This is a genomic window from Streptomyces sp. NPDC059909 (assembly GCF_042730885.1).
GTDB lineage: Bacteria > Actinomycetota > Actinomycetes > Streptomycetales > Streptomycetaceae > Streptomyces.
The window spans coordinates 41322-48304 of record NZ_JBHWKX010000058.1 but is presented as its reverse complement, the minus strand read 5'-3'; the positions used below and the strand labels follow the sequence as shown (position 1 = coordinate 48304).

Annotated in this window: 7 protein-coding genes and 1 pseudogene; 5 read left to right on the top strand and 3 right to left on the bottom strand. The window is 69.9% G+C overall.

Annotation, left to right across the window (positions count from 1 at the left end):
* Nucleotides 1-153, top strand: a 153-nt coding sequence (locus ACFV9O_RS30060; RefSeq protein ID WP_385423304.1) for a zinc ribbon domain-containing protein, incomplete at its 5' end; no start/stop codon positions are given.
* Nucleotides 154-230: 77 nt separating this feature from the next.
* Here ACFV9O_RS30060 and ACFV9O_RS30055 read toward each other — a convergent pair.
* Nucleotides 231-329, bottom strand: a pseudogene (locus tag ACFV9O_RS30055) (VOC family protein); the annotation flags it as partial.
* Between the two features lie 297 nt (nt 330-626).
* On the opposite strand from ACFV9O_RS30055, the gene ACFV9O_RS30050 reads away from it, so the two are divergent.
* The 3 genes from ACFV9O_RS30050 (at nt 627) to ACFV9O_RS30040 (ending at nt 3667) form a co-directional block, all read left to right on the top strand.
* Nucleotides 627-1493, top strand: coding sequence for a phosphatidylinositol-specific phospholipase C/glycerophosphodiester phosphodiesterase family protein (locus tag ACFV9O_RS30050; RefSeq protein WP_385423296.1), 867 nt, complete (start codon nt 627-629; stop codon nt 1491-1493).
* Nucleotides 1494-1625: 132 nt separating this feature from the next.
* A complete protein-coding gene (locus ACFV9O_RS30045) occupies nt 1626-1820 on the top strand; it encodes a hypothetical protein (protein WP_385423294.1) in 195 nt (64 codons plus the stop codon).
* A 203-nt stretch (nt 1821-2023) separates the two neighbouring features.
* A complete protein-coding gene (locus ACFV9O_RS30040; protein ID WP_385423292.1) occupies nt 2024-3667 on the top strand; it encodes a serine hydrolase in 1644 nt (547 codons plus the stop codon).
* Between the two features lie 148 nt (nt 3668-3815).
* Here ACFV9O_RS30040 and ACFV9O_RS30035 read toward each other — a convergent pair whose 3' ends face one another.
* Together ACFV9O_RS30035 and ACFV9O_RS30030 are read right to left on the bottom strand one after the other, a co-directional pair.
* A complete protein-coding gene (locus ACFV9O_RS30035; RefSeq protein WP_385423290.1) occupies nt 3816-4604 on the bottom strand; it encodes a VOC family protein in 789 nt (262 codons plus the stop codon).
* 322 nt (nt 4605-4926) lie between these two features.
* The gene (locus ACFV9O_RS30030; RefSeq protein WP_385423288.1) at nt 4927-5295 is read right to left on the bottom strand and encodes a DUF779 domain-containing protein; all 369 of its coding nucleotides are present in this window, start codon (nt 5293-5295) and stop codon (nt 4927-4929) included.
* A 461-nt stretch (nt 5296-5756) separates the two neighbouring features.
* Here ACFV9O_RS30030 and ACFV9O_RS30025 point away from each other — a divergent pair, with 461 nt between their 5' ends.
* Nucleotides 5757-6671, top strand: coding sequence for a S1 family peptidase (locus ACFV9O_RS30025; RefSeq protein WP_385423286.1), 915 nt, complete (start codon nt 5757-5759; stop codon nt 6669-6671).
* The last annotated feature ends 312 nt before the right edge of the window (nt 6672-6983 follow it).

The window sequence follows — 6983 nt, the reverse complement described above, 5'->3', positions numbered from 1 at the left end:
GACAAGAAGAACCGGGCAAGCCAGGCCCTGTTCACCTGCCGGAACTGCGGGGTCGTTGCCCACGCAGACCGGAATGCCTCCCGCAACATCGCCCGTAAGGGCGAGGCTGTGTGGACTGCGGGGCGTGAGTCACGCGTCCCTGCCACCCCATAGGGGTGTCTGGACGGAGGAGTCCACCCGGCAGCCAGTTGGGCGCTACCTCCAAGCCCGGTCGTTTACGGCCGGGTCAAGTTGACGGCCAGCGTGCCGCCGAAGACCTCCTTGTAGAACTCCATCGCCTGGCGGGCGTCGACGCCGAAGCTGAGATACGGGTTGAGTCTCGAGGCCATCAAATCCTCCCGGATCAGGGCAAACGGTCAAGTGTGCGCAGCCTAGCGTGCAGCACTGACATCGCCCCGTACCCGGCGAGCCGAACCATCGGCGAGGGGACGTCGCGCGGGGTGGGGGAGCGGCGGGGAGTGCCCCGACAGCGGGTCCTCCCCCGCGCTGGTTGAGCGTCGGGTGACCGATGGCCGAACACTTCGCTGTGCCCTGTCGGTTGGACGTGCGCTGCACGGATACTCGCGGTGTCCCGCACCCCCCGCACCATCCGTACCTCGCCATGTCCCGCAGAGCCCGGAGGCACCATGGACCGCACCACTCGTCGCGCTGCCGTCACCACGATCGCCGCCGCACTCGCCGGAGTTGCCGTCGCACCCGCAGACCGGGCCCTGGCGGCCGGACCCGCCCACAGGACCCGCCCGTTGCGCCGGGCGCACGCGCACAACGACTACCTGCACACACGGCCGCTGCACGATGCCCTGGACCACGGCTTCACCAGTCTGGAGGCCGACATCTTCCTCGTGGACGGTGAGCTCCTCGTCGCCCACGAGCCCGCCCAGCTCGACCCCACCCGCACCCTCCGCTCCCTCTACCTCGACCCCCTGCTGGCCCAGGTGAGGGCCAACCACGGCTCGGTGTACCGCGGTTACCGGCGTCCGCTGCAACTGCTCGTGGACATCAAGAACGACGGGGTGAACACCTACCTCGAGCTCGACCGCCAACTCCGCGAGTACCGCCGGATCCTGAGCACGTACGCCGACGGCAGGGTGCACCCCGGGGCCGTCACCCCCGTCATCTCCGGTGACCGGACCGCCCGCGCGCCCATGGAGTCCCAGCGCGTGCGCCACGCCTTCTACGACGGCCGGCTCGACGACCTGGCCGCCCCCGCCCCGGCGCCCGCCTCCTTCATCCCACTGATCTCCAGCAACTGGACGCAGAGCTTCACCTGGCAGGGCAACGGCCCGTTCCCCGCCGTCGAGCGCGAGCGGCTGCGGTCCATCGTCTCCACCGCCCACGCCCGCGGCCAGCGCGTCCGCTTCTGGGCCACCCCCGACGCGCCCGGCACGGCACGCGACGCGGTCTGGTCCGAACTGCTGAACGCCCGCGTCGACCACATCAACACCGACGACCTCGCAGGCCTCGAAAGCTTCCTCCGCACTCGCGGCGAGTAACTGTTCCGGTCAACCCGTGCGTCAATGACCACCCGATCAGCGGACATGCCAGTCGGCCATCCGGCGCCTCCACTCCGCCAAACTGGCCGCCGAATGCCGCAATTCCGATGCGGCGGCCAAGGAGGTTCGGTGATGGCCGTGTCCGTCTCAGTCGTACTGCTGCTGCTCGTTCTTGCGGTGATCTATCTGCGCAACGGCGGCCTGAAGATCTCGCATGCCCTGGTGTGCGCCCTGCTCGGCTTCTTCCTGGCGGGCACGAGCATGGCGCCTACCATCCAGAACGGGGTGTCCGCCACCGCGGACGTGGTGAGCCGGCTCAAACCGTGAGCGTGCCCTGCCGCCCATGGTCCGGCGTCGAACGGGGCCCGCACATGACCGGTCTTCTCGCCGTGCAGGGGACGTGACGGCGGCACGCGCCACGGAATCGGCACCCCGTCCGACGCTCTCCGTCACTCAGTGACGTGCGCGGCCCCGGCCGGGCCCGGTAATTGCGCGCGACAACGCCCCGGCCCGGGCGTTCAATGGAATCTATGCGTGCTGCGAAAGGCGTGCGGCTCCGCAGAAGCCGCACGCTCGGCGTGTCGGGCCTGGCCGCGTTGCTTGCCGGGGCGACGGCTCTCGCCCTGGGCGCGGGCGCCCCGGCGCCGCCGCCCGGGCCCACCCCCGCGCCGTCGGAGTCCGCACCGAAACCACCCCCGCTCGAGCCCCCGCCGCTGCTCACCAAGGCGGACGTGGACGCCGCCGTCGCAAAGCTCGACGGTGTCGTCGAGGGCATGATGAAGCGCACCGGCGTGCCCGGGGCGGCCGTAGGCGTCGTCTACAAGGACCGGGTGGTCTATCTCAAGGGCTTCGGGGAGCGCAAGATCGGCCAACCCGGGAAGGTCGGGCCCGACACCGTCTTCCAGCTCGCCTCGCTCTCGAAGCCCATCTCCTCCACGATCGTCGCCGGGGCCGTCGCCGAAGACGTCGTCGGCTGGGACGAGACGGTGGCCCGGCATCTTCCGGGCTTCGCGCTCAAGGACCCCTGGGTGAGCGCCCATGTCACCATCACGGACCTGATGTCGCACCGCAGCGGACTGCCCGACCACGCCGGCGATCTGCTGGAGGACCTCGGCTACGACCAGGCGTACATCCTCGGCCATCTGCGCGACGAACCGCTCGACCCGTTCCGCGCGAGCTACGCGTACACCAACTTCGGGTTCACGGCGGCCGCGGAGGCCGTGGCCCGGGCCAAGGGTGTGAGCTGGGAGAAGCTCGGCGCCGACACCCTCTACAAGCCGGCCGGAATGGATTCCACGAGCTCCACCTTCGCCGACTACGAGAAGGCGAAGAACAAGGCCGTCACCCATGTGCGGACCGAGGACGGCACCTGGCAGGCAAAGTTCGTCCGGGACGCGGACGCGCAGGCACCGGCGGGCGGCGTCAGTTCCACCGCGAGCGACATGATGCGCTGGTTGCGGCTCCAGCTCGCCAACGGCAAGCTCGACGGCAAGCAGATCATCGACGCCGAGACCCTCGAGCACACCCACCTTCCCGAGATCGTCTCCCAGCCCCCGACGGCCCCCGCCGCGCGCGCCGGTTTCTACGGCCTCGGCTGGAACGTCGGCTACGACAACCAGGGCAGGCTCCGCCTCAGCCACTCCGGGGCCTTCGACCTCGGCGCCAACACCAACGTGACCATGCTGCCCGGGGAGCAGCTCGGCATCGTCGTCCTCACCAACGGCCGGCCGGTCGGCATGGCCGACTCCGTCGCCCTCGACTTCTTCGACACCGCCCAGTACGGCAAGCCCACCACCAACTGGCTGCCCCTGGTCGCCGCGCTCTACGAACAGGAGCAGGACCAGGGCGTGTCCCCCACCGACTACGCCGAACCGCCCGCGGCTCCGAAGCCCGCCCGCGCCGACAGCGCCTACACCGGTACGTACACCAGCCCCTACTACGGCAAGGCAGTCGTCACGACGGACCAGGAAGGGCTCGTCCTCGAACTGGGTCCGCAGCCGAAGCGGTTCGACCTGACCCACTACGACGGCGACACCTTCAGCTACGAGACGACCGGCGAGAACGCGGTCGGACGGACCGGCGTCACCTTCACCATGGACTCGGGCGGAAAGGCCGCCGCCCTCCGGGTTGAGTACCTCGACGAGAACGGCCTGGGCACCTTCACCCGCGACTGAGGCACAGCCACCGGCGGTTGTTGCCATCGGTCCGGACGGCACGGCGTACGTGGGCGTCTTCAACGGCATCGTGGCCGTCCGCGAACAGCGGCGGGAGCGCGCAGATGCCCGGGGCCGGTGAGGGTGCGGCCCCGGGCATCCGTACGCGTCAGCTGATCTTCGGCATCTCGCCCTCGGTGGTCGTGACGTCGATGACGGCGAACGCCGCGCCCTGCGGGTCGACGATGGCCGCGAACCGGCCGAAGGGGCTGCTCATCGGCCCGAACACCAGCCTGCCGCCCAGCTTCTGCGCGGTCGCCACCGCGGCGTCGCAGTCGGGGACGGTGAAGTACACCTGGATGTACGCCGGGACCTCCTCGGGGAAGTCGTCGGTCATCCTCATCCGGCCGAGCACCGGGTCCGCCCCGAGGTCGAAGAGCTTGAAGTCCATCTGCTCGTCCTCGATCGTCTTCACTCCGTAGCCGAAGACCGCGGGGAAGAACGTGTCGGACTTCCCGGGCTCGCGGGTGAAGACCTCCGCCCAGCAGAAGGCGCCCGGCACGTTCGTCGCCTCGAAGCCCTTGTGCGTACCCGCCTGCCACACACCGAACGTGACACCGCCGGGATCCTGGGCGAGGCACATCGAGCCGAAGTCGCCGACCTGCATGGGCTCCATGAGAACGGTGCCGCCGTTCTGACGGATCTTCTCGGCGGTCGCGGCGGCGTCCGGCGATGCCAGGTACAGACACCACTGCGAATGGCCCTCCTGGCCCGGCATCGGCGGGACCACGGCCGCGACGGCCTTCCCGTCCGCGTACGCCTCCGTGTAGTTCCCGTGCTCCGACGAGGCCTCGCCGAACGTCCAGCCGAGGACTTCGCCGTAGAAGCTCTTCGCGCCCTCCAGGTCGGAGAACATCGCATCGGCCCAGATCGGCGTGCCTTCAGGTTGTGCAGCCATGACTGACTCTCTCTGCTGTCTGCGGTGTGCTGTCTCGGGCGGGTCGGCGGACGTTCACGACGCACCGGTTTCGTGCTCGCTCGTACCGGCCCCTGGCGGCGGACGCCCTGGGCACCACGCTAGTCAGGGCGAGGCCGTCGCGCGCGGGGACACCGCGAATCACCCGGGAGGCCGGTGAGGCCGGGTAGTGTGGCGAGAACGCGCCGATGCCGTTCGGTACGGGCCTCTCCACCCCACTTGGGATGGTCACGTACGGTCACCGGTGGCTGCCCGAGTCGGCCGAGCCGCGCCCGGCCGCACGAAGCGTCGACCAGACCGGGGGCTAGGAACCGACCAGTCGGGAACGGATCAGGAAACGCACGCCTTCCGGCGCCTCCAGCGAGAATCCGCTGCCGCGGCCCTCGACGACGTCGACGATGAGGCGGGTGTGGCGCCACGCCTCGTACTGGCTCGCGGACATCCAGAAAGACACCGGCTCGTCCACTCCGTCGACGGACAGCGCCGCCAGCAGCACGTCCGAGCCACCTGTACGGAACTCGCCCTCCGGATAGCACATGGGCGCGCTGCCGTCGCAGCAGCCACCCGACTGATGGAACATCAGGGGGCCGTGTGCCGCCGTCAGTCGTCGCAGCAGCTCGGCGGCCGCGGGAGTGAGGTCCACGAGCGGGGCCGGTGCGGAGTCCCCGGTCATCGGACGACACCGCGCCTGTGCGGCGAGCGGCTCACCCGCGGATTCCTCGTTGCGTGCCGGTTCACGTGCAGCCCCTCTCCTGTCCGGTCCTCGATGCGGTGCCGTATTCAACTCCGTGCGACGTTGCGAGGAGGTTGCATGGGAACGGGCGCCTCCTCCACCGCATCGCGGAAGCGGTGGGGAAACAGGACGACACCTGCCGGCGGAAACAATTCCGGACAGGCGCCCGACGCGGGCGAACGCGGCGATGTCCGAGTAAATGACCGCCGCCAAAGCCATGTTGGCCCCCAGGTGGACGCGTGTAGACCGGCCGAAAGGCGACCTTGTGCGGGACCTAACCGGAGTCCATGCTTCCTGCATGTCGCTTGTCAGGGCCATGACCTCCGAGTCGTGGCTCCGCCGCTGCGGCACGCGTGGGCCCGCACACCCAACGGGCCCAGAACCCCCACATGGAGGACGTAGTGAACAACAGGCGCTTCCCCCTCGGCAGCTCCCGCAGACGAGCCCGGCTGATCGCCGTCGCCGCCGGACTGCTGGCCGTCACCGCGCTCACTGCTCCCACGGCGACAGCCGGATCCACCGCCGACGCCGGCGTCACCGCCGCATCGCTGGCACAGGCGAACGACGCCGTCCGCAGCGCCGACGTCGCGGGCACGGCGTGGTACACCGACAAGGCGACCGGCAAGGTCGTCGTGACGGTGGACAGCACCGTCTCCGCCGCCGAGATATCCGAGATCAAGAAGGCGGCGGGCGACCACGCCGGTGCACTGAGGATCACGCGCACGAACGGCACGTTCAACAAGCTCATCGCGGGCGGCCAGGCCATCTACACCGGCGGCGGCCGCTGCTCCCTCGGCTTCAACGTCCGTAGCGGCTCGACGTACTACGCCCTGACCGCGGGCCACTGCACCGACATCGGCAGCAGCTGGTACACCAACTCCGCCCAGACGACCGTCCTGGGCTCCACCGCCGGGTCCAGCTTCCCCACCAACGACTACGGCATCATCCGTCACGCCAACGCCTCGGCCGCGGACGGCAGGGTCTACCTCTACAACGGCACCTACCGCGACATCACCTCGGCCGGAAACGCGTACGTCGGCCAGTCCGTACAGCGCAGCGGCAGCACCACCGGCCTGCACGGCGGGACGGTCACGGGCCTCAACGCCACCGTGAACTACGGGGGCGGGGACATCGTCTACGGCCTCATCCAGACCAACGTCTGCGCCGAGCCCGGCGACAGCGGCGGCGCCCTCTTCTCCGGCACCACCGCGCTCGGCCTGACCTCCGGCGGCAGCGGGAACTGCTCCTCCGGCGGCACCACGTTCTTCCAGCCCGTCACGGAGGCGCTGAGCGTCTACGGGGTGAGTGTCTTCTGAGGAAGCCTCCTCCGACGGAGGGTCCGTGAGCTGACCTGAAACGCCTGCGGGCCCTTCTCCGGAAGGGCCCGTTGTGCGTGGCTCGCGTGTTCATCCGAGTGCTGCTGCTCGTTTGTGATGGAAACGCCTGGTCGCGTACTTCGAGAAGGGGCAGCCTCGTTAAGGCTGACCACTGTGGCGGCTTCTGCGCCCGCGCGTGTGCGGCGGGGGGGGGGGGGGGGAGGGGGGGGAGAGGGGGGGGGGGGGGGGAGGAGGCGCGGGGGGGCCCCCCACCCACCGCCGCACCCCGCCCGAACAGGGGAGAAAAACAAA

Excerpts from the sequence above, each read along its gene's own strand:
- ACFV9O_RS30045 (WP_385423294.1), top strand. The coding sequence starts at position 1,626 with ATGGCCGTGTCCGTCTCAGTCGTACTGCTGCTGCTCGTTCTTGCGGTG.
- ACFV9O_RS30035 (WP_385423290.1), bottom strand. The coding sequence starts at position 4,604 with ATGGCTGCACAACCTGAAGGCACGCCGATCTGGGCCGATGCGATGTTC.
- ACFV9O_RS30030 (WP_385423288.1), bottom strand. The coding sequence starts at position 5,295 with ATGACCGGGGACTCCGCACCGGCCCCGCTCGTGGACCTCACTCCCGCG.
- ACFV9O_RS30050 (WP_385423296.1), top strand. The coding sequence starts at position 627 with ATGGACCGCACCACTCGTCGCGCTGCCGTCACCACGATCGCCGCCGCA.
- ACFV9O_RS30040 (WP_385423292.1), top strand. The coding sequence starts at position 2,024 with ATGCGTGCTGCGAAAGGCGTGCGGCTCCGCAGAAGCCGCACGCTCGGC.